The organism is Mesorhizobium humile (assembly GCF_033977215.1).
Lineage (GTDB): Bacteria > Pseudomonadota > Alphaproteobacteria > Rhizobiales > Rhizobiaceae > Mesorhizobium > Mesorhizobium humile.
Map to the genome: position 1 here is coordinate 1 of NZ_JAVIIV010000020.1, position 24,268 is coordinate 24,268.

Here is a 24,268-nt window from a genome sequence, read left to right on the forward strand (position 1 = left end):
GCACACTTCGGTCCAGGTAACGGCATGGATTCCAGGGTCTGCGCGCGTCGCTACGCTCCTTGCTCCGCCCTGGAATGACGAGGTTCGGAGCCTTCAACTCATCGCCAGCGTTTGCCCTGAATACCCCAGCGGACGTTGATAGCCTTGCCCGACAAGCCTGCAATCTTTCCAAATCACCGTGTAGAGGAATTAGCTCCCTCATGAGATCGCTGTAGCCGCAACGTCAAGCATCTTCAGGCCGACAATTATACAAAATTTTGTATAGTCAGCGCAACTAGCCTCGCACTCGAAACGAGATCAGGCGTTGCCGAAGGCGCCGGCGCCGTGGTCGGCGCGGCCGACCAGTTGCCGGAAGCCCGCGAACAACTCGCGGCCGAAGCCGAATTCGTTGCCGATGAGATCGGCGTCGGCCGTGCGGCGCAGCGCGAATTCCGTTCCCGGCACCAGCACTTCCAGCGTGCCGGCATCAGCGTCGAGCCGGATGATGTCGCCGTCATGGATTCTCGCGATCGGTCCGTCCTCGACCGCTTCCGGCGTCACATGGATCGCCGCCGGCACCTTGCCGGAGGCGCCCGACATGCGCCCGTCGGTCACCAGCGCCACGCGCTGGCCGCGATCCTGCAGGATGCCGAGCACGGTGGTCAGCTTGTGCAGTTCCGGCATGCCGTTGGCCTTCGGGCCCTGGAAACGGATGACGGCGATGAAATCGCCGGTCAGCGTACCGGCCTTGAAGGCGTCGTTCAGCGCCTGCTGGCTGTCGAACACCTTTGCCGGCGCCTCGATGACACGGCGCTCAGGCTTCACGGCAGAGGTCTTGATGACGGCGTGGCCGAGATTGCCGCCAAGCACTTTCAGGCCACCCGTCGGCTGGAATGCCTTCTTGAACGGCGCCAGCACCTTCTCGTCGCCGCTCACAAGCGGCGCTGCTTCGCGCACCACGCCGCCGTCGTCGCCAAGCCGCGCCTCGACGGCGTAGGGCCGCAGACCTTCACCCCACACCGTCTGGACGTCCTCGTGCAGCAGGCCTTCGTCGAGCAGCTCGCGGATCAGAAAACCAAGCCCGCCGGCGGCATGGAAATGGTTCACGTCGGCAAGCCCGTTCGGATAGACGCGCGCGAGCAGTGGCACGGCCTCGGACAGGTCGGAAATATCCTGCCAGGTCAGTGCGATGCCGGCGGCGGCGGCCATCGCGATCAGGTGGATCGTGTGGTTGGTCGAGCCGCCCGTGGCGTGCAGGCCAACGACGCCATTGACGATCGATCGCTCGTCGATCATGCGTCCGACCGGCGTGTAGGCATTGCCGAGCGCGGTGATCGCCAGTGCCCGCTTCGCCGCTTCCCTGGTCAGCGCGTCGCGCAGCGGCGTGCCGGGATTGACGAAGGAGGCGCCGGGCGTGTGCAGGCCCATGATCTCCATCAGCATCTGGTTGGAATTGGCGGTGCCGTAGAAGGTGCAGGTGCCCGGCCCGTGATAGGATTTGGACTCCGCCTCCAGCAGCTCGGCGCGGCCGACCTTGCCTTCGGCATAAAGCTGGCGGATCTTGGCCTTCTCGTCATTCGCGAGACCGGTCGTCATCGGCCCAGCCGGGATGAAGACGGCGGGCAGATGCCCGAAGGTGAGCGCTCCAATCACCAGTCCGGGCACGATCTTGTCGCAGACGCCGAGGAAGACGGCCGCGTCGAACATGTTGTGCGATAGGCCGATCGCTGCCGCCATGGCGATCACGTCGCGCGAGAACAGCGACAGCTCCATGCCGGGCTGTCCCTGGGTGACACCGTCGCACATCGCCGGCACGCCGCCGGCCACCTGCGCGATGCCGCCGGCCTCGCGCGCGGCTTCCTTGATCAGCGCCGGGAACGTTTCAAAGGGCTGATGCGCCGACAGCATGTCGTTGTAGGAGGTGATGATGCCGAGGTTAGGCACGCGGTCGCCGCCGAGCGCGATCTTTTCGGATGGGCTGCACACGGCAAAGCCATGGGCAAGGTTGCCGCAGCCCAGCACCGCGCGGTTGGCGGTGCGGCTGGAAGCCTCCGCGATACGGCCGAGATAGGTTTCTCGGCCGGCTTTCGAACGTTGGCGGATGCGTTCCGTGATGGCTTCGATGTCGCGTCTGGCTGTCATGGTCCGTCCTTTCGAGCCCGGCAGCGTCCTCCCTCTGCCACCGCGCTGTCCTCATTTGAAATCAGGGTGCCCAGAACACCTCTATCGGTCTCGGCGCCGCCTCTAGCACTTTGCGGACAGGCTTCTTCGCGCCAGGCCCCATCGCGCCGTTGAATGCGGTGCGCTTGTCCTCGCCTTCGATATGGAGCGCGACGAAGCCGGCGGCGACGATGCGCGCCATCGACAGCGTCAGCCGCGGTTCGCCGCCGCTCGCCGCATGCACCGGCAGAACGATCCGCCGCGAGGCGGGGTCGAGCAATTCGTCGAGGTTGCCGGCATCGGGAAAGAACGAGGCCGTGTGGCCGTCGCCGCCCATGCCGAGGATCACCACGTCGAGCGGCCAGGGCAGCGCCCGCAGCGCTTCGCTGTCCGTCGCCGCCGCGTCCTCGATGCTTGCCGCCTCATGGTAGAGCGGCACGAAGCGCGCCGCGGCTGCCTTGTTCTGGAGCAGGTTCGCCGCCACCAGCCCGGCATTCGAGCGTGGCGAGGATGGCGGCACGAAGCGCTCGTCGACCAGCGTCACGGTGACCTTGTCCCAGGCGATAGGCGTGGTCGACAGCACGGCGAACAACTTCGCCGGCGTGCTGCCGCCGGACACCGCGAGCAGCGCGGCGCCGCGTTGCGCGATGGCGCCGCTCAGCCGGTCGGCAATCTGTCCTGCAAGTGCTGCCGCCAGGCCCTGTCGGTCGGCAAAGCCGTTCCAGCCGTAACGGACTTCGCTCAATTGCTCTCGTGCCATGTCCGTCCGTCACGTTCGATCAAGGCAATCGAGGCCGACGGCCCCCAGGTTCCGGCCGTGTAGCCCTGAGCTTCCTGGCGGGCGCTCTCCCAGGCGTTCTGGATCGGGTCGATCCACTTCCAGGCCGCTTCGACCTCGTCGCGGCGCATGAACAGCGTCTGGTTGCCGCGAACCACATCCATGATCAGCCGCTCATAGGCGTCCGGCGCGCGTCCTTGGAAGGACTGCGCGAAGCTCATGTCGAGCGAGATCTGGCGCAGCCGCATGCCGCCCGGTCCCGGGTCCTTGATCATGATATACTGCTTGACGCCCTCGTCCGGTTGCAGCCGGATCACCAGTTGGTTGGCGAAGATCGGCCCGGCGCTCTCGCCGAAGATCGAATAGGGGATCGGCTTGAACTCGATGACGATTTCCGAGACGCGGGTGGCGAGCCGCTTGCCGGTCCTCAGGTAGAACGGAACCCCGGCCCAGCGCCAGTTGCCGATCTCGGCCTTGATGGCGACGAAGGTCTCGGTGTTGCTGTCCTTGCCGAGCTCCTCGACATAGCCCTTGACCGGACCGCCCGCCGAGGCGCCGGCGCGATACTGGCCGCGCACCGTGTGCTTGGGCGCCTCATTGCCGTTGATACGCTTCAGCGCCCTCAGCACCTTCAGCTTCTCGTCGCGGACGGCGTCGGCGTCCATCGACGACGGCGTCTCCATGGCGACCAGGCAGAGCAGCTGCAGCATGTGGTTCTGCACCATGTCGCGCAGCGCGCCCGCCTTGTCGTAGTAGGTCACGCGATCCTCGAGCCCCACTGTTTCGGCGACCGTGATCTGGACATGGTCGATCTGGGCCGAATTCCACAATGGCTCATAGAGCGCGTTGGCAAAGCGCAGCGCCATCAGGTTCTGCACCGTTTCCTTGCCGAGATAGTGATCGATGCGGAAGATCTGGCTTTCATGGAAGTCGTCGCCCACCGCGTCGTTGAGCGCACGCGCCGAGGCGAGGTCGCGACCGATCGGCTTTTCCAGCACGATGCGCGAATTCGGCGTGATCAACTTGTGCTCTTTGAGCTGGTGCGAGATGTCGCCGAACAGCGCCGGCGCCACCGCGAGGTAGAAGGCGCGGATGCGGTCGCTGTCGCCGATTGCCTTCTTGAGTTTGTCGAAGCCGGTGCCGGTGGTCGCGTCCGCCGAAACATAGGAAAGCCTGGCCAGGAATCTCTCCAGCTCCTTGGCGTCGATATCGGCCGGCTTCACATGCTGCGATATCGCCTTCTTGGCGAAGGCTTGGAATTCGGCATCGGTCATCTTGGCGCGCGACGTGCCGATGATGCGCGTCGGCTCGGAGAACTGGTGGCCGCACTGGCGATAGTAGAGCGACGGCAGGAGCTTGCGTTCCGACAGGTCGCCGGTGCCGCCGAAGATGATGAAGTCGAAGGGATCGACAGGGATGATCTGGCTGGTCATGGTCAGTCCGATTTGATGCCGGTTGGCGGCGGCTTGGTTGGTATATTCTAATCGATTTAAATTTTCCAGTGCCATGGTGTCACATGTGAGGACCAATCGCTTGCACTTGCATCGGTCCACCTGTTTCCAGACACTCGGCGTGGCCGGCAGGCTTGTCGGCAAGCCAGCTTTCGGCAACGTTCGCGGTCGCACCATAGAACGCGAATGTGACGAAAGCTAAGGGAGATGGTTGCGGAAATCCAATGAGCAGGAAAGCCATGCGTCTGGAAAACAAGGTCGCCATCATCACCGGTGCCGCGTCGGGCTTCGGCGAAGGCATGGCCAAGCGCTTCGCCGAAGAGGGCGCGCGCGTGGTCGTCGCCGACCTCAACGCCAAGGGCGCCGAGCGGGTGGCGCAAGAGATCGGCGAGAGCGCGATCTGGACCCAGACCGACGTTTCCCTGCGCTCCGAATTCGACGAGATGATCTATGCCGCCAAGAGCGCCTTCGGCCGCATCGACATCATGGTCAACAATGCGGGCTTCACCCATCGCAACGGCGACATGCTCCGCGTCGATGAGGAAACCTTCGACCTGATCACCGCCGTCAACATGAAGGCAATCTATCACGCTGCGCTTGCCGTGGTGCCGATCATGGACCGGCAGGGAGGCGGCGTCATCCTGACCACAGCCTCGACGGCCGGGCTTCGGCCGCGGCCAGGCCTGACCTGGTACAACGCCTCCAAGGGCTGGGCGATCACCGCCACCAAGTCGATGGCGGTCGAGCTGGCGCCGAAGAACATCCGCGTCAACTGCCTCTGCCCGGTCGCCGGCGAGACCGGCATGCTGGAGAAGTTCATGGGCGCCGACACGCCCGAGATCCGCGAGAAATTCCGCGCCTCGATTCCACTCGGCCGGCTTTCGACGCCGCTCGATATCGCCAACGCGGCGCTGTGGCTCGCCTCGGATGAAGCCGCCTTCATCACCGGCGTGGCGCTGGAGGTCGATGGCGGCCGCTGTATTTGAGCTGCTCATCGAGTGTGGCTGGTTCGATGCATAAAATTGTGCAGTGCCCGATGCAAAGAGCGGACTCGCGACCCGGTGAAGCTGAGCCGCGCCACGCCTGGCTCCAATTGACTCGATGTCACAGCGATGGGCATAACGAAAGGGGCTGGGCCATAGCGCGATGAAGGCGGGTCTGCGGGGAGTCGCTTCGGACGGCTGCTTGGCGGGTTAAGCTTCAGGCGCCGGTCTTGACGTAGCTTTTGTAGACCCAGCCGTGCTTGCCGTTATAGACGATCTCGCACCATTGCTTGCAGCTCATCACTTGCACCGATGCCTTGGCCGGCACCGTCGTGATTGCGGATGCGCCCTTCTTCGGGCCGGAGCGCATGGTCACGGCCCTCAAAATGCGCCCGTTTGCGGCCGCGCTGGCTTTTGGAGGGTTCGGCTTGGGCTGCGCAACGCCGTCGGTCGCTGTCGCCTGCGCATCTGGAACCTCAGGCTTGGCCTCGGGGATGGCGGCGGTTTGGGCGCCGTCCATCTTGTCGCCCGGCTTCTTCGCGGCCGCCGGCGTATCGCCCGCGGGAGCGGCGACCTGCGACAGCGCGTCCGAAGCGTCGTTCTCGGCGGTGGGCTCGGCAAAGGCCGTATCGGTTGATTGCGCGGCGCTCGGGCCGGCAGCCTGCTTGGATGGAACTGGTTGATCCTCGGCCTGGTCCGGCGAGGCTTTGGAGTCCGAAGCCGTCCAGCGGGGGCTGTTCGACGCCAGTGCTGGAATGCTGGCTTTGCGAACCGCTATTGCCGGCGAAACCGCATCCGCCTTGGGCGCGGCCTGCGGTGCCGCTGCTGCCACGGTGACCGCGGCTGCCGCCGGAGCGATCTTCGTGGTCTTCACCGGAACTGTCGGAACGGTCTGCTCGGCGCTTGCCGCGGCCACTTGCCGATCACCGCCCGGGACGATCAGCCATAGCGCCACCGCGGCCACGCCCAGCAGCGCGGCGGTGCCGACCGCAGCAATGACCAGATGCGCGTTCGACTGCATCCTCTGCCAGAAGGATGGCCGTACGCTATAGCCGAACTGCATTGTGAAGCGCTGCCGTTCCGGCATGCCGAAACTGAAGGGCTCGTTCACTCAAACCACCTCCAACAAGCGGGCCGACGTTCTTTCGATCATTGCCGTAACGATTGGCCTGATCGGCATCGGTCCCGAAATCTTTGCGGACAAGGCCCGCGAAATCCCCGGATTTTCGCCCATAATCGCATCTTTTACTGCTGATTATGGCATGAGTGAGCCAATTTGCGAAATTCTGCGCGTTTGTTAAGGCTTCCACAACCTGCCGCGTGGAAGCCGCCCGCGTCGAATCGATGGCTTGGACTGGCGGCCAGCCTCAAATCCTGTCGCGCAGCGCGAACCAGTTGAGCGCCAGGAACAGGAGCGGCGCTCGGAAGCGGCGACCGCCCGGGAAGGCGGGGATTTTCAGGTCCTCGATCAGTTTCAGCCGGTCGCGGTTGCCGGCGACGGTCTCGGCATAGAGCCTGCCGAAGAAGTTCGACAGCATGACGCCGTGGCCGGAATAGCCGCCTATCGAGATCACCTTCGGCATCACCTCGCGCACGAACGGCTTTCTCGGCACCGTGATGCCGACATAGCCGCCCCAGCCATGCGTGATCTCGACATCTTTCAGGTCCGGGTAGAGCTCGGCGATCTGCTTGCGGATGTGGATATGGATATCCTTCGGATCGTTGACGGCGTAGACCTCGCGGCCGCCGAACAACAGCCGGCCGTCCTTCGACTTGCGGAAATAGCGCACCACGAAGCGGGAATCGTCGACCGACTCGCCACCGGGCAGCACCTTGGAGGCGGCGCCGAGCGGCACGGTCGCGCCGATGAAGGAGCCGATCGGCATGATATGCGCCGCGCTCACAGGCTCCAGATTGCCGCCATAGGCATTGACCCCGATCAGGCATTTGTCGGCCGTGATCGTGCCGTTGGGCGTTGTGACCGTCACCTTGCCGCCATTGGAAACGATGCCGGTGGACGGCGTCTGCTCGAAGAGATGCGCGCCGGCCGCCGCCGCCACTCTCGCCGTGCCGATCACCAGCTTCAGCGGGTGGATGTGGCCCGTGCCGGTGTCGCGGGTCCCGCCGAAGTAGCGTGTCGAGCCCAACCGTTCCGCCGTCTCCGCCGCGTCCATGAAGCTGACATGCGGGTAGCCGAAGCGGCTCGTCATGATCTCGGCGTGGCGCTTGTAGTCGTCGACATAGCGCCGCTTGTGCGCCACCGAAAGCTGGCCCGGCATATAGTCGATGTCGATCGCGTTGGCGGCGGCGAAGTCCAGAAGATGCGCCTTGGCTTCTTCCGCCATGTCGAACAGCGCCTTGGCGCGGGAAAGGCCGTATTCTGCCTCCAACTCCTCCGCCCAGGCGCGCTGTCCGGTGCCGAGTTGGCCGCCATTGCGCCCCGACGCGCCGTCGCCGAAGCGATGGGCCTCGATCAGCACGACATTGACGCCGGCCTTGGCCAAGTGCGCAGCGGCAGACAAGCCGGTAAACCCGCCGCCGACGATGACCACGTCGCAACCGCGGTCGCCGTCTAGCGCCGGATATTCTGGCCGTGAGCCGGCAGTATCCTCGTACCACGAGCGTCCGGGGGAGATCGGTGATTGGTAAGGCATTGGAACGCCAGTCAACGGTGAACAGTGAATGGTGAATGGTGAATAGTGAATAGTGAATAGTGAATAGACGCGACCGCTTCGTCCGCCCTCATCCATCCAGTATAAAACTACTCACCATTCGCTATTCACCATTTACCATTCACGCGAGGAATTCGCCGATCACACATTCAGCAGCAGATACTCCCGCTCCCACGGGCTGATCACTTCCATGAAGGTCTCGAACTCGGCGCGCTTGATCGCGGTATAGGTGGCGGCGAAGGATTTGCCGAGGATGGCGCCGAGCTCCGTGTCGTCCTCAAACAGGCCGACGGCCTCCAGCAGGCCGCGCGGCAGGTCGATTTCATCCGCATTGGCGGTCGTCAGGACCGGCGGTTCCGCCTTGATCTTATTATTCATGCCGACCAGCCCGCAGGCCAGCGATGCCGCCAGCGCCAGGTAGGGATTGGCGTCGGAGGACGGGATGCGGTTTTCGACGCGTCGCGCCGCCGGATCCGAGCGCGGCACGCGGAAGGCGGTGGTGCGGTTGTCATAGCCCCATTTGTTGTTGACCGGAGCCGAGGCCTGCTGCGTCAGCCGGCGATAGGAATTGACGTAAGGCGCGAACATCACCAGCGCGTTCGGCACATGCTTCTGCATGCCGCCGATGAAGTGGAAGAACGCGTCGGTCTCCGAGCCGTCTTCCGCCGAGAAGATGTTCTTGCCGGTCTTCTTGTCGAGCACCGACTGGTGGATGTGCATGGCCGAGCCCGGCTGGCCCTGGATCGGCTTTGCCATGAAGGTGGCATAGATCTCATGCTTCAGCGCCGCCTCGCGGATGGTGCGCTTGAACATGAAGACCTGGTCGGCGAGCTCGATCGGGTTGCCGTGGCGCAGGTTGATCTCGAGCTGGCCGGCGCCTTCCTCATGGATCAGCGTGTCGATCTCCAGGCCCTGCCGTTCCGAGAAATGGTAGATGTCGTCGATCAGTTCGTCGAATTCGTTTACGCCGGCGATCGAATAGCCGGCGCCGCCGCCGATCGGACGGCCCGAACGCCCGACGGGCGGCGTCAGCGGATAGTCCGGATCGGGGTTCTTGCGCACCAGATAGAATTCGATCTCGGGCGCCACGACCGGTTTGAGCCCGCGCTCGTCATAGGCGGCAAGCACGCGCTTCAGCACGTTGCGCGGCGTGAACTCGACCGAGCGGCCGTCCTGGTGAACGAGATCGCAGATGACCGCCGCCGTCGGATCCTCTTCCCAGGGCACGACGGTCAGCGTCGAAAGATCGGGCAGAAGCTTCAGGTCGCCGTCATCCTCGGGATAGTGGAAGCCGTTGCCGTCCTCGGGATAGCCGCCGGAGATCGTCGTCATGAACACGGCCGAAGGTAGCGCCAGCGAGGTGTTGGAGGTGAATTTCTTCGACGGCATCATCTTGCCGCGGGCAACGCCCGCCTGGTCGGGCGTGATGCACTCGATGTCCTCGATGCCGCGCCATTCGAGCCAGGCGCTGGCTTCCTTCCAGTTCTTCACACCGCGTTCGTTTTTCAGGAACGCAGGCGTGCGGGCGCGTCCCCCCCGACTTGACGGACGGACTTCCTTTTTTTCAGGCGGCATCATTCACCAGATTGTGTTGCGGATTTCGAAGTATAGCCGGGCGCCACGGGGGAAGGGAAGGGGAGGTGCCAGGCATGCCAAGGCGAGCGCCCGAGGAAAGTCGCTCAGCCGCTGCCAGTTTCCGCTTGCTGGCGGCGCTGCAACGTCTAGATGTGCCTGTCAGAAAAGAGTGAGCGCGCTGATGTCCGGTTCCCGGTTGACCACAATCGGTTTCGATGCCGACGACACGCTGTGGCAGAACGAGCAGTTCTTCCGCATGACCGAACAGCGCTTCCTGGCCATGCTTGCCGAGCATAGGCGACGCAAGCCGGATTTCGGCGAACTTGCTTGCTGCCGCCAGGCGCAATCTCGGCCTCTACGGCTTCGGCATAAAGAGCTTCACGCTGTCGATGATCGAGACGGCGATCGAGGTTACCGAAGGCCGCGTTCCGGCCTCGACCATCGCGGAAATCCTGGCTGCCGGCCGCGACATGCTCAGCCATCCGATCGAGCCGCTGCCGCATGCGCGTGAGACGGTCGAGAAGCTCGCCGGCAATTATCGCCTGGTGCTGATCACCAAGGGCGACCTGATGGACCAGGAGCGCAAGCTGGCGCAATCGGGACTGGGCGAGTTCTTCGAGGCAGTCGAGATCGTCAGCGACAAGAGCGCTGCTACCTATGCCCGTATCTTCAGCCGCCATGGCGACGGGCCGCAAAAGAGCATGATGGTCGGCAACTCGTTGAAGTCGGACGTCGTCCCGGCCATCGACGCCGGCGGCTGGGGCATCTATGTCCCGCATGAATTGACCTGGGCGGCCGAGCACGCCGAGGCGCCGGTCGCGGCGCCGCGTTTCCGCGAGATCGCCGACCTCGGCGAACTGCCCGCACTGATCGAAAGCATCGCCGCAGCAGGCTGACGACGTTTGGGGCCTTAGCCGCGCCCGATCAGGCGATCGACCACCGGTTGCAGCCTCTCGGGCGTGATGGGCTTGGCAACCACCGCATCGATCACGCTCGACAGGCCGAGGCTTTCCGGCGTGCCATTCCTGGTTGAAAGCAGGATCACCGCGGGCAGCGGCTTGCCTGAGGCGCGCCGCAGCGCGTCGATGGCCGACATCAGCCGGTCGCAATCCTTGTTGTCCGGGCCGCCGTCAAGGATGATGGCGCCGGGCAGCTGGCCGGCCAGCGTCTTCTCGGCGGCCTCGGGCTGTTCCGAAATCGGCTTCAGCCCCGATTTCTCGACGATTTTCGAGACCACGACGCGGTTGATCGACGACTTTCCGACGACGAGCACCTTGGAAAAGTCCGCCGCGATCGCGCCAGTCCGGGCCGCCGGTTTCGGATGTTTTTCGGAGTGGTCGTCACGGTCGGCGGGACACATCGGCGGGCAGGCACTCTGGTTCAATGCAGGGTTGAAACCTGAGGCACAATTGGGTGAGATCGCGGCCGGTGTCAAGCTGAAACGGTCGAGGTCGAAAATATAGCAAGAAATTCCGAGATTCAGCGCAAGTCGTACCTCTCGACGATGAAGGCAAACCGAAAAAATGCGACAGTCTCCCGAACGTATAACGCACGGGAGACTATCGCCGAGACTGTTGACGTTACGTCAAGTGTGACTCTGCTGGGTAACGATCACCGGGATCAAAAGGTCTCCCCAGTTGCCGTCGCCGCCATGGTGCCTGGCCGAGCGCACCAACTCCACCGAGACGCCGGCCTCGACTGCCTTCATGACCGACTGGTTGAGCCTGTGCAGATCGTTGGCGAGCATGCGGATCGTCGCCTGCTGGTCGACGCTCATCGCGCTCGATTGCTCTTCTGCCCTTTCCTTGACGCGGCTTATCGATGCCATTGCTCTTCTCCTCGATGTAAATGCCCTGCGGGCGTTTCCTCTGGTTGTTATCCGTTACTCGGCCGCCGGCCTGAACTGGGCGTGCTCGGTCGATTCATGCATGGCGGTTGTCGAAGACTGACCACCGGTGATCGCCATCGACACGGCGTCGAAATAGCCGGTGCCGACCTCGCGCTGGTGCTTGGTCGCGGTATAGCCGTTGGCCTCCGCCGCGAACTCGGCCTCCTGCAGTTCCGAATAGGCCGCCATCTGGCGATCCTTGTAGCCGCGCGCCAGCTCGAACATGCCGAAGTTCAACTGGTGGAAGCCGGCAAGCGTGATGAACTGGAACTTGTAGCCCATCGCGCCGAGCTCCTTCTGGAACTTCGCGATCGTCGCGTCGTCGAGATTCTTCTTCCAGTTGAAGGACGGCGAGCAGTTGTAGGCGAGCAGCTTGCCCGGATGACGCTTGTGCACGCCCTCGGCAAACTTCCTGGCCTGCGCCAGATCCGGCTTCGAGGTCTCGCACCAGATCAGGTCGGCGTGCGGCGCATAGGCCACGGCGCGCGCGATGCATGGCTCGATGCCGTTCCGCACATTGTAGAAGCCCTCGACCGTGCGGCCGGCGTCGTAGTCGACAAAAGGCCGGTCGCGCTCGTCGATATCGGAGGTCAAAAGCTTCGCCGCCTCGGCATCCGTGCGCGCCACGACCAGCGTCGGCGTGCCCATCACGTCGGCCGCAAGGCGCGCCGCGTTGAGGTTGCGGATATGCGCAGCCGTCGGGATCAGCACCTTGCCGCCGAGATGGCCGCACTTCTTTTCCGACGCCAGCTGGTCCTCATAGTGGACGCCGGCAGCACCCGCCTCGATGAAGGCCTTCATGATCTCGAAGGCATTGAGCGGGCCGCCGAAGCCGGCTTCTGCGTCGGCGACGATCGGCGCGAACCAGGTCTCGACCGACAGCCCGTCGCCTTCGGACGTCTCGATCTGGTCGGCGCGCTGCAAGGTGCGATTGATGCGCTTGACCAGTTCCGGCGCCGCATTGGCCGGGTAAAGCGACTGGTCCGGATACATCGCTGACGCGGTGTTGGCGTCGGCGGCCACCTGCCAGCCCGAGAGATAGATCGCCTTCAGCCCGGCCCGGACCTGCTGCATGGCCTGATTGCCCGACATGGCGCCCAGCGCGTTGACGAAATCCTCCTCATGGATGAGCTTCCACAGCCGGTTCGCGCCCATCTCGGCCAGCGTCTGGCGAATCTGCACGGAGCCGCGCAACCGCTTCACATCCTCCGGTGAATAGGGACGCTCGATGCCGTCGAAACGGCCTTCCGGCGCGGAGGGGACGAGGTTGTAAAAATCGGTCATTGGTCACTCCGGATCGTTTGGAACTGCTTCAGCGCTGCTTCGCAAGCGCATAGCCTTGCGATGTCTGCGTGTGACATCATTTACATTGCAGCGCGAAAAACGCCCAGACAAACCGCCGCTCAGCGCGGAAAATAAAGGAAAAGCTGTGTTGTCATTGACAGGTTATCTCTGTAAATTTGTCACGATTGTAAAAGCGGCGAAGCGGCCGTTGGACTCGATATCCATGTAAATTCTTGTCAAGGAAGGCAGGAATGGCCGACCAGAAGATCTTTGCCGGGCCGCGGCTGCGCCGGCTGCGCAACGCCAGGAGCCTGACCCAGACGGCGATGGCCGAAGGGCTGGGCATCTCGCCTTCCTACCTCAACCTGATCGAGCGCAACCAGCGACCGCTGACGGTGCAACTCATTCTCAAGCTCGCCTCCGTCTACAAGGTCGATCCGCATGAATTGCAGGGAGAGACGAAAGGCTCGATCGCGGCACTACGCGAGGCGTTCAGCGATCCGCTTCTTGCCGGCGAACTGCCCGGCGATCAAGAACTGATCGATCTCGCCGAGACGGCGCCGAATGCCTCGGCGGCGATGGTAAAGCTCTTTCGCGCCTACCGCGAACAGGCCGAGCGCCTGTCCGACCTCAACCAGCTTCTGGCCAGGGAGGGCAGGGCAACCGCGCTGTCCGGCACACGCCTGCCTGCCGATGAAGTCCACGAAGTGTTCGAACGCCGTCCGAACCACTTCGCTTCGCTGGAAGAGGAGGCGGAGGCTTTCACATCGGTGCTCGAGGCCGGCGACGACCTGTCCGGCGCGCTGAAAGCCTGGCTGAGGCGCGAGCACGGCATCGTCGTCAAGGTTCTGCCGGTCGCCACCATGCCCAACTGGCGCCGCCGTTACGACCGGCATTCGCAACGCCTGTTCCTGTCCGAGCGGCTGTCGCCGTTCGACCAGCTGCGCGAAGTCGCCATGGAGGCGAGCCTGATGCGCATGTCGGTGGCCATCGCGGGCGAGGTCCAGGCGCTGAAGCTCGGCACCGACGAGGCGCGCCGGCTCGCCCGCTTTGAGCTCGGCCGCTATGCCGCGCACGCGCTGATGATGCCCTATCAGGCTTTCCATGCCGCCGCCGTTCGAGCCCGCTACGACATCGACGTCCTGCGTTCCCGCTTCGGCGTCTCCTTCGAACAGGCGGCCAACCGCCTGACCATGCTGCAGCGGCAGGGCGCATCGGGCGTGCCGTTCTTCATGCTGGAAGTCGACAATGCCGGCAACCGCTTCCGCAAGGCCGGCAGCCAGGGCTACCCGCAGAGCCGCTTCGGCGGCAGCTGCCCCAAGCTTCCAGTCCATGCGGCCTTCTCGCAGCCGGGCCAGATCCTGGTCGAGGCGCTGGAAATGCCAGACGGCGCCGAGTTCCTTTGCATCGCCCGCACCTTGGAGGGCCCGCAAGGCGCCTTCTCCGAACGGCCGCGTCGCACCGCGCTCTTGCTCGGCTGCGATATCGGCTTCCGCGACGAGATCGTCTACGGCGCGGCGCTGCCGGCCGGAGCCGCCGGCAAGTCCGGGCAAGGCTTCGCCACGCCGGTAGGCCCTGCCTGCAGGCTTTGCGAGCGAGCCGGCTGCCTCGCGCGCGCCGAGCCGCCGGTGACGCGCCCGCTCGGCCTCGACGAGATGGTGACGGGCCTCAGCGCCTTCGATTTTCAGGGATGATACGCCGCCCGAGCCCTCGCATCGGCATGGGGTCTGACTGTGTCAAGGTAAACCGCCGCGAGGTTGTCCTACATTTGAGCGAATGCTGGATCACGCATGGCTTTCTACTTTGCGCTACGCGATTGAGACACAGTCCCGTCGTTTGAGACACAGAATCCGTGTGGTCCTCGGTGCATCGTGTCGAACGCAACTCGCTGACAGCCATGTCCATGACCGATACCGCCCCATCCCCTGTCGCCTCGTCGCCTGCCGCTTTGCCGGCCGTCTCGCCGCGCGAGGAGCGGATCGGCATGCTCCTGGTCTTCCTTTCGGCGCTTATGTGGAGCTTCGGCGGCACCATCGCCCGTTTCATCCATGTCGGCGACAGCTGGACCGTGGTGTTCTGGCGTTCGCTGTGGGCCGTGGCCTTTCTCGTCGCCTTCATGCTGTGGCGCGACGGTTGGCGCGGCACCCTGAAACTCTTCCGGCATATGGGCCTGCCCGGCCTCGGCGTCGCCTTCTGCTTCGCCACCGCCTCGACCAGCTTCGTGGTGGCGCTTGCCTACACGACTGTCGCCAATATCCTCCTGATGCAGGCCGGCGTGCCGCTGCTGGCAGCGCTCCTTGCCTGGCTCCTGTTTCGCGAACGGGTCGGCCCCGCGACCTGGATCGCGATTGCCGCCGTCATCGCCGGTGTCGCCATCATGGTCTCCGAATCCCTCGGCGGCGCCGTCTCGCCGATCGGCGACGGCCTGGCGCTTCTGATCGCGGTGATGTTCTCTGTCGCGACCGTGATCACCCGGCGCTTTGCCCATGTGCGCATGGTGCCGGCCAATTGTCTCGCGGCGCTGCTGGCCGGCGCTTTCGCCGCTTCCCAGGCCTCGGCGTTCGCGGTTTCGGGGCGAGACATGGGCTTCCTCTTCGCCTTCGGCGTCATCAACCTTGGTGTCGGCCTCGCCTTTTTCGCCATGGGCGCGCGGCTGGTGCCGGCGGCGATCGCGGCGCTGCTCGGCACCTTCGAGCCGATCCTTGGGCCGATCTGGGTCTGGCTCGTCCATTCCGAAGTGCCATCGGTGCGCACCATCATCGGCGGCACGGTCGTGGTCACGGCGCTGCTCGTCCATATCGGCCTGGAGTTCAAGCGCCAGACGCGGCCGGCGCGTCCCGGTATCACCGGTTTGCCGTCCCCCAATTGAAGTTGGAGTCTTCCCCCATTGACAACCCAGTTGCCGGGCGGGCAGGCTGCGGTCACGGCAACAACAAGACAGGCGTATCTTGCCAAGTGTCTCTGCCGGCCTGACTAAGGCCGGACCACATCGTCGTATCTCTGCCCACGCCACGGCGCACGCCGCTGACGCCGCCCGGATACCCTATAAGGGCACGCCGCGGGAGGTCTTTGACCGCCGACCGGCAACCCGACGCAGCGCCGACAGGTCGCGCTTGTTGCCCTCCGGAAAGCTCAATAATCTGAACCAAACGCCGCCCCGCCATATCGCGACGAGCCGGCAAGGGAACACTCACCAAAGGAGAACATCATGATCCGCAAAGCTCTATGGCTTTCGGCGACGTCGGCATTTCTGACGCTTTTCACCTTAAGCGGCCATGCCGAAGACCGCGTCGTCAATGTCTACAACTGGTCGGACTACATCGACAGCTCGATCATCGACGACTTCACCAAGAAGACCGGCATCAAGGTCGTCTACGACACCTTCGATTCCAACGAGATCCTGGAGACCAAACTGCTTGCCGGCGGCAGCGGTTATGACGTCGTCGTGCCGAGCGCCAACTTCCTGGCGCGCCAGATCCAGGCGGGCGTGTTCCAGAAGCTCGACAAATCGAAGCTGCCCAACATCTCCAACATGTGGGACGTCATTTCCGAGCGCACCGCCAAATACGATCCGGGCAACGAATATTCGGTCAACTATATGTGGGGCACGGTCGGCCTCGGCTATAACGTCAAGAAGGTGCAGGCCGCGCTCGGCACCGACAAGATCGACAGCTGGGACACCTTCTTCAATCCTGAGAAGCTTGCCAAGCTGAAGGATTGCGGCGTCTATGTGCTGGATTCTCCCGCCGACGTCATTCCGGCGGCGCTGAAATATCTCGGCCTCGACCCCAACAGCACTTCGCCCGATGACATTTCCAAGGCCGAGGAAGCGTTGCTGAAAGTCCGGCCTTATATCCGCAAGTTCCATTCGTCGGAATACATCAACGCTTTGGCCAACGGCGACATCTGCATGGCGATCGGCTGGTCGGGCGACGTATTCCAGGCGCGCAACCGCGCCACGGAAGCCAAGCAGGGCGTCGAGATCGGCTATTCGGTGCCGAAGGAAGGCGCCCAGATGTGGTTTGACCAGATGGCGATCCCCGCGGACGCGCCACATGTCGCCGACGCGCTCGAGTTCATCAACTACATGATGACGCCCGAAGTCATCGCCAAGTCGTCGAACTACGTACTCTACGCCAACGGCAACAAGGCTTCGCAGCAGTTCATCGACAAGGCGATCCTGGAAGATCCTTCGGTCTATCCGGACGAGGAGACGACGAAGAAGCTCTATACCGTTGCGCCATACGATCCCAAGACACAGCGCGTCATCACGCGCACCTGGACCAAGATCGTCACCGGCCAGTGAGCATTGCGACACGACCCCGGCAGCCAGCTGCCGGGGTCGCTTTCTTTTTGGGAATTTTTAAAAAAGTAACGGAGTGGGGACCATGAAATCGCTTGGCAGCATCCGCAGGGATTTCGCGCCATGGAACGACCCGAACGCCAAGCCGTATATCCAGTTCGACAAGGTGACCAAGAAGTTCGGTGACTTCACCGCCGTCAACAACCTGTCGCTGACCATCTTCGAGCGCGAATTCTTCGCCCTGCTCGGCGCTTCCGGCTGCGGCAAGTCGACCCTGCTCAGGATGCTCGCCGGCTTCGAGGAGCCGTCCGCGGGCCGCATCCTGCTTGACGGGCAGGATCTGCGCGGCATCCCGCCCTACAAGCGGCCGGTCAACATGATGTTCCAGTCCTACGCGCTGTTTCCGCATATGACGGTGGAAAAGAACATCGCCTTCGGCCTCAAGCAGGAAGGCATGCCGGGAGCCGATATCGAAAAGCGCGTCGCCGAGATGCTGAAGCTCGTCAAGCTCGAGCAGTTCGCCAAGCGCAAGCCGCACCAGCTCTCGGGCGGCCAGCGCCAGCGCGTGGCGCTTGCCCGCTCGGTCGCCAAGCGGCCGAAGGTTCTGCTCCTCGACGAGCCGCTCGGCGCGCTCGACAAGAAGCTGCGCGAGGAAACGCAGTTCGAGCTGATGGACCTGCAGCAGGAGCTCGGCCTCACCTTCGTCGTCGTCACGCATGACCAGGAAGAGGCCATGACCATGGCCGACCGCATCGCCATCATGGACAAGGGCGAGGTGATGCAGGTCGCGACGCCTGCCGAGATCTACGAGGCGCCGACCTCGCGCTTCGTGGCGCATTTCGTCGGCAATGTGAACATGTTCGAGGGCAAGGTTGCCGAGCGTACGGCAAGCACCACACGCATCACCGGCGCGACTGGAGCGCAGATCGTCGTCGACAATGGCGGCAACGCCGCTGCCGGCTCCGACATCGTCTTCGCGATCCGGCCGGAGAAGATCAGGGTTTCCTCCAAAAAGCCGGCCGATGCGGTCAACGCGCTCGAAGGCGAGGTCTACGACGTCGCCTATCTCGGCGACATGACCGTCTATCATATCAAGCTCGACGACGGTCAGATCGTGCGGGCAAGCGCGTTGAACGCCTTGCGCGTCACCGAGGATCCGCTCACCTGGAACGACCGCGCCTGGGTCTCCTTCCGGCCCGATGCCGGCGTCGTGTTGGCCAGGTAGGAGGCTGAGATGACGGATATCGCCGCGATTGCCGCCCCATCGACTGAAGCCACAACACTGCCGGCGAGGCTGGCAAAAGGCTTCGTCGACCGCCTCGTCATCATCATCCCCTATCTCTGGCTGCTGTTCTTCTTCCTCGTCCCCTTCATCATCGTGTTCAAGATTTCGCTGTCGCAGACGGCGATCTCGATGCCGCCCTATACGCCGGTGCTCGACTTCACCGACGGCGTCTCTGGATTCCTCGCCGGCGTCCGCGAGCTCAACTTCGACAACTACACCTGGCTCACCCAGGACGCGCTCTATTTCAACGCCTATGTGACGAGCCTGATCATCGCGGGGATCTCGACGATACTCACCCTGATCGTCGGCTATCCGATCGCCTATGGCATGGCGCGGGCGCCGGCCACGATCCGCCCGACCTTGCTGATGCTGGTGATACTGCCTTTCTGGACCTCGTTCCTGATCCGCGTCTATGCCTGGATAGGCATCCTGAAGCCCGAGGGGCTGCTCAATCAGGTTCTTCTCGCCACGGGCCTGATCAGCCAGCCGCTGGTCATCCTCAACACCTACACCGCGATCTTCATAGGCATCGTCTATTCCTACCTGCCCTTCATGGTGCTGCCGCTCTATTCGTCGCTGGAAAAGATGGACTATACGCTGATCGAGGCGGCCAAGGACCTCGGCTGCCCGCCGACCAGCGCCTTCTGGAAGATCACCTTCCCGCTGTCGCTGCCCGGTGTCGTCGCCGGCTGCCTGCTCGTCTTCATCCCGGCCGTCGGCGAGTTCGTCATTCCCGACCTCCTCGGCGGCTCGCAGACGCTGATGATCGGCAAGACGCTCTGGAACGAATTCTTCTCCAACCGTGACTGGCCGGTCTCGTCGGCGGTGGCCGTTATCCTGCTCCTGGTGCTGACCATTCCGATCATGTTCTTCCAGCAGGCGCAGGCACGCGCGCAGGAGGAGGGCAAATGAACGCCACCTGGAGCCGCTTCAACATCACCTCGATCGTGCTGGGCTTTGCCTTTCTCTATTTGCCGATCGTGCTTTTGATCGTCTTTTCCTTCAACGAATCCAAGCTCGTAACCGTCTGGGGCGGCTTCTCGACCAAATGGTACGTGTCGCTGTTCCACAACCAGGGCCTGATGGACGCCACCTGGGTGACGGCGCGCGTCGGCGTCATCTCGGCCACGGTCGCGACCGTGCTGGGCACGCTCGGCGCCCTCGCGCTCACGCGCTACACGCGCTTTAAGGGGCGGGTGCTCTTCTCGGGCATGGTCTTCGCGCCGCTGGTCATGCCGGAAGTCATAACGGGCCTCTCGCTGCTGCTGCTCTTCGTCGCCGTCGGGCTCGACCGCGGCTTCCTCACGGTGACGCTCGCGCACATCACCTTCACCATGTGCTTCGTTGCCGTCGTCGTGCAGTCGCGGCTGGTCACGTTCGACCGATCGCTGGAGGAGGCGGCTATGGATCTCGGCGCGCCGCCGGTGAAGACCTTCTTCCAGATCACCTTGCCGGTCATCCTGCCGGCGATCATCTCCGGCTGGATGCTGGCTTTCACGCTCTCGCTGGACGATCTGGTCATCGCGAGCTTCACCTCGGGTCCCGGCGCCACCACGCTGCCGATGAAGATCTACAGCCAGGTGCGTCTCGGCGTGACGCCGGAAATCAACGCTGCCTGCACGATCCTGATCGCGGTGGTGGCGGTCGGCGTCATCATCGCCTCTATCGCCAACAAGCGTCGCGAGATCCAGCGTCAGCTCGACGAGCAGGCCGCGCAGCGCGGTTAAGCGGTGGAGCCTTGCGCCCCCCTCACTTACTGGCCTGAAACGCCGGGAGCGATCGGCGAGATGAACGGCGCGCTCCAGTTGCCGCCGACGAAGAACAGCGACTGGCTCGGCGGCGTGGCAGTCGGGCTGGCCGCCTGACCGTTGGTCTGGGGCTGCTGCGCCGGCTGGCCGTTGGGCACCACGCCGCCCGAAAGCGCCAGCCCGCGTCCGGCATAGGACGCGATGCCGGATAGCCAGATCTTGTATTTCTGCGAATTGATCTCGGCCTTGTCGAGGCGCGCCACACCCTTCGAAATGCTCGCCTTGATCTCGGCGCCCTCGATCGGCAGCGAACCATTGGCGACGTCGTCGAGCGCGAAGAAGCCGCCTTGCTGGTTGCGCTTGAGGAAGGCAGGCAGGTCGAGCCCGTTGAGCGCGCCCGGCCCGAAAGTCGCCGAGAACGATCCGTCGGCATTCTCGAAGATGGAGTTCCAGGCCTTGCCCGGCCCCTTGAGGATGACCGACACCGTCCCGGTGCCGGCCGGCACCAGTCGCGTCATTCCCGCCGCCGTCGCAAAGGCTCCCGTATCCACGTCCGATGCCAGGAGCCGCATCTCGACCTGCGTGCCTTCCGGCTTGCGGTCGAAGCGCAGGCTGCTCTGGATGTTGCCGTTGAAGGCCGACGCGTCGGATATGTCGAAGACGGCAAGGCCGTTCTTGACCTGCGCTGTGGCCGCGACGTCGGCGAGCTGGACCGGTCCCACCGTGGCATGGGCCGCCGACAGCCTGAGGTCGAGGTTGATGCGGTCGGGGAAGCTGGTGTCGATGTCGCCGGGGCCGGCCTCGCCGGCGGGCGCGACAGGCGTGAAGGCCGACAGGAAGGACCTCAGGTCCAGCGTGTCGAAGGCGAGCGTGCCGGCAATTACCGGGCTGCCGTCGGCGAAGGAGAAATCCAGCGCTCCCATGCCCGGATTGTTGTTGAGCGTGACGGTGGTGTTCTCCAATTTCGCACGCCCCGCCGAGGCGTTCACCTTGCTGGCGATCGAGACCGCGCCGATCGCGGCACCCGGCGCGATGCTTGCCTGCGACCACTCCAGCACGCGCCGCAGCGACGGCGCGGCAAACTTTGCCTGGCCGTCCAGGTAGGCGTTGTCCGACATCGAGGCCGTTCCGTCGAAGGAGAATGTCGCGGGAGCGGCCTTGAAGGAAAGAGTGACCGGCGCGGCTCCCCCGGCAAAAAGCACCAGCGGTTTCGCCGAGGAGAAATCGAGCTGCACGCTTTCGCCACGCCAGATCCCGCTTGCGGTCAGCGATGCTTCGCTGTTCATCGCTTCCCAGTTCACCTGGCCGCTCAGGCTGCTCAGGACTTCGCTATCCTTGCCGTCGACCGAAGTCACCACCCGACCATCGCGGAATTCGACGGTGCCGAACGGATCGGAAGGCAATCTGCCGAGATCGGGCTTCTGCGGATTGGCGGTGACAACGCCGCGCGCGGTATCGATCGAGCGCGTGATGCGCCCCCCGGTCGGAAGCGGCGGCAGATAAAAGCCGCTCGCCATGCGCTGGACCCTGATCGTCGGGCGCACCAGCCGTGCGGTCGAGAAGGCGACGTTGCCCTGCAAAGCCGCCATGGCGGAGAGATCGACTTCCACGCGATCGGCCTCGACCACCGGCGGCGCATCGGTCTCTGTCCACTGCGACAGCGTCACGTCGCTGAGGATCGCCCGGAACTTCGGCCACACCTCGATGCGCGGCGAGCCGTCGATCGTCACCCTGAAACCGCTCCAGGCGCTCAATTCCCACGCGATGCGGTCGCGCACGATGCGGGTCGAGGCAATCAGCGGCAGCGCCGCGACCGCGAGCGCGACAATGAGCACGGCAACGCCGATCGCCCACACCCCGCGCCGGATCAAAGATGATGGCATTTCGCCCCGTATGCTTTCATTGCCGACAAAATCGCCCGACGGGTGTAACCGAGCGCCGACGCTTTTCAAGTCTTTATGGCCTTGCGATGGCATTTGCGCAGCGGCGGCCATGGGTCGCCCGAACAAAATCTTGCTCTGCTGCGCTGCAATATGCATAAGCGGTCTGCACGATCCCGATCCGCAATCGCGCGCCGTTTCTGGGACGATGGCATGGGCGACGTTGAGCTTAACTTGGCTCGAACGCGACGCGCTTTGGGAGGAGCGATCATGGCCGCCGACACACCTTTGTGGACTCCGACGCAGGATCGGATCGATGCAGCGCCCCTAACCGCGTTCATGAAGGCGGCTGAAAAGGCCACGCTTTCTTTCTCCGGCTACGGGGACCTTCATCGCTGGTCGATCGACGACCGCGAAGCCTTCTGGAGCCTGGTCTGGGATTTCTGCGGGCTTGTCGGCGACAAGGGCGAGCGGCACCTCGTCGACGGCGAGAAGATGCCCGGCGCCAGCTTCTTTCCCGACGCCAGGCTCAATTTCGCCGAGAACCTTTTGCACAAGACCGGGGCCGGCGGGGCCATCATCTTCCGCGGCGAGGACAAGGTCGAGCGGCGGCTCTCCTGGAACGAGCTCCATGCGCTGACGTCGCGGCTGCAGCAGCTCTTCCTGTCGCTCGGCGTCAAGGCCGGCGACCGCATCGCCGCGATGATGCCGAATATGCCCGAGACGATCGCGGCGATGCTGGCGGCAAGCTCGATCGGCGCCGTCTGGTCGTCATGCTCTCCCGATTTCGGCGAGCAGGGCGTGCTCGACCGCTTCGGCCAGATCGAGCCGGTCGTCTTCATCGCGCCGGACGGCTATTGGTACAACGGCAAGGCGATCGAGGTGGCCGACAAGGTGCGCGCCGTGGCCGAGAAGCTCGCGAGCGTGCGCAAGGTGCTCATCGTCGACTATCTTGGCACCTCGGGCGATGTCGCCGCCACCATCGACAAGGCGGCCGCGCTCGAAGAGGCGCTCTCGCCCTTTGCCGCGAGGACTGTCAGCTTCGAGCGGCTGCCCTTCGCCCATCCGCTCTACATCCTGTTCTCCTCGGGCACGACCGGCATCCCGAAATGCATCGTGCATTCGGCCGGCGGCACGCTGATCCAGCACGTCAAGGAGCACCGGCTGCATGCCGGCCTGCTCGACGGCGATCGGCTGTTTTATTTCACCACCTGCGGCTGGATGATGTGGAACTGGCTGGTCTCGGGCCTCGCCTCCGGCGCGACGCTTTTGCTCTATGACGGCTCGCCATTCTATCCCGACGGCAATGTGTTGTTCGATTTTGCCGATGCCGAGAAGATGACCTATTTCGGCACCTCGGCCAAGTTCATCGATTCGGTTCGCAAGGCCGGCCTGAAGCCGATCGCGAGCCACGATCTGTCGAGCGTGCGCACCATCTCCTCCACCGGCTCGCCGCTTTCGCCGGAGGATTTCCGCTTCGTCTATGAGGGCATCAAGAAGGACGTGCATCTGGCCTCGATCTCGGGCGGCACCGACATCGTCTCCTGCTTCGTGCTCGGCGTGCCGACCGAGCCGGTCTGGACCGGCGAGATCCAGGGCGCCGGCCTTGGCCTGGCGGTCGACGTCTGGGACGACGACGGCAAGCCCGTCCGGCAGGAGAAGGGCGAGCTCGTCTGCACCAAAGCCTTCCCGTCGATGCCGATCGGCTTCTGGAACGATCCCGAAGGCAAGAAGTATCACGCGGCCTATTTCGAGCGTTTCGACAATGTCTGGTGCCATGGCGACTTCGCCGAGTGGACGGCCCATGGCGGCATGATCATCCATGGCCGCTCAGACGCCACGCTCAATCCGGGCGGCGTGAGGATCGGCACCGCCGAGATCTACAACCAGGTCGAGCAGATGCCGGAAATCCTCGAGGCGCTCTGCATCGGCCAGGATTTCGACAATGACGTCCGTGCCGTGCTGTTCGTGCGGCTGGCCGCCGGCGTGAGGCTGGACGAGGATCTGGAAAAGCGCATCCGCGCCAGGATCCGCACCGGCGCCAGCCCGCGTCATGTGCCGGCCAGGATCGTCGCCGTCACCGATATCCCGCGCACCAAGTCCGGCAAGATCACCGAGCTCGCGGTACGCGACGTGGTCCACGGCCGCGCCGTGAAGAACAAGGAAGCGCTCGCGAACCCGGAAGCGCTGGAGCTGTTTCGCGACCTGCCGCAACTGGCCAGCTAGCCGTTGGAGATTGACCGAGGCGTTGCAACGTCGTCATCCCTGGGCGGAGCAGGAGC

At 64.0% G+C, this 24,268-nt stretch carries 19 protein-coding genes and 1 pseudogene; 10 read left to right on the plus strand and 10 right to left on the minus strand.

What is annotated here, in order from left to right:
- Positions 1-297: 297 nt before the first annotated feature.
- The 3 genes from edd to zwf all read right to left on the minus strand — a co-directional run bounded on the left by edd (position 298) and on the right by zwf (position 4,350).
- A complete protein-coding gene (gene edd / locus RFM52_RS25170; protein ID WP_320298468.1) occupies positions 298-2,121 on the minus strand; it encodes a phosphogluconate dehydratase in 1,824 nt (607 codons plus the stop codon).
- A gap of 61 nt (positions 2,122-2,182) precedes the next feature.
- The gene (gene pgl / locus RFM52_RS25175) at positions 2,183-2,899 is read right to left on the minus strand and encodes a 6-phosphogluconolactonase (protein WP_320298469.1); all 717 of its coding nucleotides are present in this window, start codon (positions 2,897-2,899) and stop codon (positions 2,183-2,185) included.
- The gene (gene zwf, locus RFM52_RS25180; RefSeq protein WP_320298470.1) at positions 2,881-4,350 is read right to left on the minus strand and encodes a glucose-6-phosphate dehydrogenase; all 1,470 of its coding nucleotides are present in this window, start codon (positions 4,348-4,350) and stop codon (positions 2,881-2,883) included. The genes pgl and zwf overlap by 19 nt, the downstream gene beginning before the upstream one ends.
- 257 nt (positions 4,351-4,607) lie before the next feature.
- Between zwf and RFM52_RS25185 the strand changes: the two genes are divergently transcribed.
- Positions 4,608-5,354: an SDR family oxidoreductase gene (locus RFM52_RS25185; protein ID WP_320298567.1), complete on the plus strand. Its 747-nt coding sequence runs from the start codon at positions 4,608-4,610 to the stop codon at positions 5,352-5,354.
- 214 nt (positions 5,355-5,568) lie between these two features.
- On the opposite strand, the gene RFM52_RS25190 is transcribed toward RFM52_RS25185, so the two are convergent.
- Entirely contained in the window at positions 5,569-6,462 is an 894-nt protein-coding gene (locus RFM52_RS25190; protein ID WP_320298471.1) for an SH3 domain-containing protein, read from the minus strand.
- Between RFM52_RS25190 and RFM52_RS25195 the strand changes: the two genes are divergently transcribed.
- Positions 6,437-6,652, plus strand: a complete 216-nt coding sequence (locus RFM52_RS25195) for a hypothetical protein (RefSeq protein ID WP_320298472.1) — start codon at positions 6,437-6,439, stop codon at positions 6,650-6,652. The genes RFM52_RS25190 and RFM52_RS25195 overlap by 26 nt on opposite strands.
- Before the next feature lie 66 nt (positions 6,653-6,718).
- Here RFM52_RS25195 and RFM52_RS25200 read toward each other — a convergent pair whose 3' ends face one another.
- Positions 6,719-8,005 carry an NAD(P)/FAD-dependent oxidoreductase gene (locus RFM52_RS25200; RefSeq protein WP_320298473.1) on the minus strand — a complete coding sequence of 429 codons (1,287 nt, stop codon included), beginning with the start codon at positions 8,003-8,005 and terminating at the stop codon, positions 6,719-6,721.
- A gap of 159 nt (positions 8,006-8,164) precedes the next feature.
- Complete coding sequence (locus tag RFM52_RS25205) at positions 8,165-9,601, minus strand: glutamine synthetase family protein (protein ID WP_430699304.1); 1,437 nt, start codon at positions 9,599-9,601, stop codon at positions 8,165-8,167.
- Positions 9,602-9,779: 178 nt separating this feature from the next.
- Between RFM52_RS25205 and RFM52_RS25210 the strand changes: the two are divergent.
- Positions 9,780-10,494, plus strand: a pseudogene (locus RFM52_RS25210) (HAD family hydrolase).
- A gap of 14 nt (positions 10,495-10,508) precedes the next feature.
- Here the strand turns inward: RFM52_RS25210 and RFM52_RS25215 are convergent.
- From RFM52_RS25215 to aceA, 3 genes are all read right to left on the minus strand, one after another.
- The gene (locus RFM52_RS25215) at positions 10,509-10,958 is read right to left on the minus strand and encodes a response regulator (RefSeq protein ID WP_320298569.1); all 450 of its coding nucleotides are present in this window, start codon (positions 10,956-10,958) and stop codon (positions 10,509-10,511) included.
- Positions 10,959-11,183: 225 nt separating this feature from the next.
- On the minus strand, positions 11,184-11,426 hold the full coding sequence (locus RFM52_RS25220; protein ID WP_027168360.1) for an SMc00767 family acetate metabolism repressor: 243 nt from the start codon (positions 11,424-11,426) through the stop codon (positions 11,184-11,186).
- A 54-nt stretch (positions 11,427-11,480) separates the two neighbouring features.
- Entirely contained in the window at positions 11,481-12,770 is a 1,290-nt protein-coding gene (gene aceA, locus RFM52_RS25225) for an isocitrate lyase (RefSeq protein ID WP_320298474.1), read from the minus strand.
- 251 nt (positions 12,771-13,021) lie between these two features.
- Between aceA and RFM52_RS25230 the strand changes: the two genes are divergently transcribed.
- The 6 genes from RFM52_RS25230 (at position 13,022) to RFM52_RS25255 (ending at position 20,085) form a co-directional block, all read left to right on the plus strand.
- Positions 13,022-14,464 (plus strand): helix-turn-helix domain-containing protein, encoded by a 1,443-nt coding sequence (locus tag RFM52_RS25230; RefSeq protein ID WP_320298475.1) that lies wholly within the window; start codon positions 13,022-13,024, stop codon positions 14,462-14,464.
- A 209-nt stretch (positions 14,465-14,673) separates the two neighbouring features.
- Positions 14,674-15,639 (plus strand): DMT family transporter, encoded by a 966-nt coding sequence (locus RFM52_RS25235; protein ID WP_320298476.1) that lies wholly within the window; start codon positions 14,674-14,676, stop codon positions 15,637-15,639.
- A 339-nt stretch (positions 15,640-15,978) separates the two neighbouring features.
- Positions 15,979-17,076 (plus strand): polyamine ABC transporter substrate-binding protein, encoded by a 1,098-nt coding sequence (locus RFM52_RS25240; RefSeq protein ID WP_320298477.1) that lies wholly within the window; start codon positions 15,979-15,981, stop codon positions 17,074-17,076.
- 82 nt (positions 17,077-17,158) lie between these two features.
- Positions 17,159-18,298, plus strand: coding sequence for an ABC transporter ATP-binding protein (locus RFM52_RS25245; protein ID WP_320298478.1), 1,140 nt, complete (start codon positions 17,159-17,161; stop codon positions 18,296-18,298).
- Between the two features lie 9 nt (positions 18,299-18,307).
- Positions 18,308-19,270, plus strand: coding sequence for an ABC transporter permease subunit (locus RFM52_RS25250; protein ID WP_320298479.1), 963 nt, complete (start codon positions 18,308-18,310; stop codon positions 19,268-19,270).
- Positions 19,267-20,085, plus strand: coding sequence for an ABC transporter permease (locus RFM52_RS25255; RefSeq protein WP_320298480.1), 819 nt, complete (start codon positions 19,267-19,269; stop codon positions 20,083-20,085). The genes RFM52_RS25250 and RFM52_RS25255 overlap by 4 nt, the downstream gene beginning before the upstream one ends.
- Before the next feature lie 26 nt (positions 20,086-20,111).
- On the opposite strand, the gene RFM52_RS25260 is transcribed toward RFM52_RS25255, so the two are convergent.
- On the minus strand, positions 20,112-21,989 hold the full coding sequence (locus RFM52_RS25260; RefSeq protein ID WP_320298481.1) for an AsmA family protein: 1,878 nt from the start codon (positions 21,987-21,989) through the stop codon (positions 20,112-20,114).
- A 267-nt stretch (positions 21,990-22,256) separates the two neighbouring features.
- On the opposite strand from RFM52_RS25260, the gene RFM52_RS25265 reads away from it, so the two are divergent.
- A complete protein-coding gene (locus tag RFM52_RS25265) occupies positions 22,257-24,212 on the plus strand; it encodes an acetoacetate--CoA ligase (RefSeq protein WP_320298482.1) in 1,956 nt (651 codons plus the stop codon).
- Positions 24,213-24,268 lie beyond the last annotated feature (56 nt).